Origin of the sequence: Lamprobacter sp., from assembly GCF_034860625.1 — a bacterium.
GTDB lineage: Bacteria > Pseudomonadota > Gammaproteobacteria > Chromatiales > Chromatiaceae > Lamprobacter.
Genome location: NZ_JAYESN010000653.1, coordinates 1 through 870, shown reverse-complemented (window position 1 = coordinate 870; position 870 = coordinate 1). Strand labels below are relative to the sequence as shown.

At 43.9% G+C, this 870-nt stretch carries 2 protein-coding genes and 1 pseudogene; all 3 read left to right on the top strand.

Translation table 11 applies throughout. The annotated features are described in order from the left end of the window. Positions 1 to 264, top strand: a 264-nt coding sequence (locus tag VBE63_RS30530; protein ID WP_323686705.1) for a hypothetical protein, incomplete at its 5' end; no start/stop codon positions are given. Between the two features lie 98 nt (positions 265 to 362). Next, the gene (locus VBE63_RS30525; protein ID WP_323686704.1) at positions 363 to 707 is read left to right on the top strand and encodes a hypothetical protein; all 345 of its coding nucleotides are present in this window, start codon (positions 363 to 365) and stop codon (positions 705 to 707) included. Positions 708 to 730: 23 nt separating this feature from the next. Further along, positions 731 to 870 (top strand): annotated as a pseudogene (locus VBE63_RS30520) (transposase); the annotation flags it as partial.

The window sequence follows — 870 nt, the reverse complement described above, 5'->3', positions numbered from 1 at the left end:
ATCGCTGTCCGGCTCCCAAGCCGCTCGGTTACAGTTTTAAAAGGAGGGTTTCTCATGTCCGAAGAATGGGCAGAAAGGCAAAGACATACAAACTATTTAGCAAGACGGTTAGCTAGCCACGTTTTTGCAGATAAAGGAGTCAATTCGCGACAGATCTATGGGTTGTCAAGACTCGGTTGGATCACTGGCGGTAGCAAAACTAATACCTATATTAATAACATAAAAATACCTGCTTTAGGTGATATTGTTGCCGGGTTAGGTTAGGTCTGAGAGCGGCCGGGACACTTGGCCGCCTTGTTTCCGTTTTCGATGGTTAGCGAATTTAAAGCCCGGTTTAAACGGGGTTTACTGTGAGGTGATCAATGATTCCAATACAAGAGATTGATGTCTACTCAAACAAGGGTATTAAGATTTCCGCGCATTTGGTTGTTCCAAGCGTAGGAAACAATTTATCTGCTGCGGAAGTGTTGGTTTATGATCCAGTCTGTAATATTTTGTACAGCGACTATCAAAAGCTTGGTCAATATGAAGACCCACAAACCGCATTCAAATCTATAATTGATTTCTCGAAAAAATATATTGAACAGTCAGGTGGAAGTGTTATTCGGATAAATAACCCGAATAATACAGAGTTTGTTGACGCGCAATTACAGCAAAAACTTGTTTCCGCTTTGATTCCAGGCTTGACTGTTGAGGTTAATGGCTAAAAGCTCGAAAGCTGATCCGCTAGACCTGTGAGTTGTTCGAGATCAAGATTCTCAAGGGCGTTGTCAGCAAAGACCATATCTACATTCTGGTGGCAGCGCCTCTCAACATGGCGCCGAGTGAGATCATGAGGTGGATCAAAGGGCGAGCCGGAAGCGGTCACGA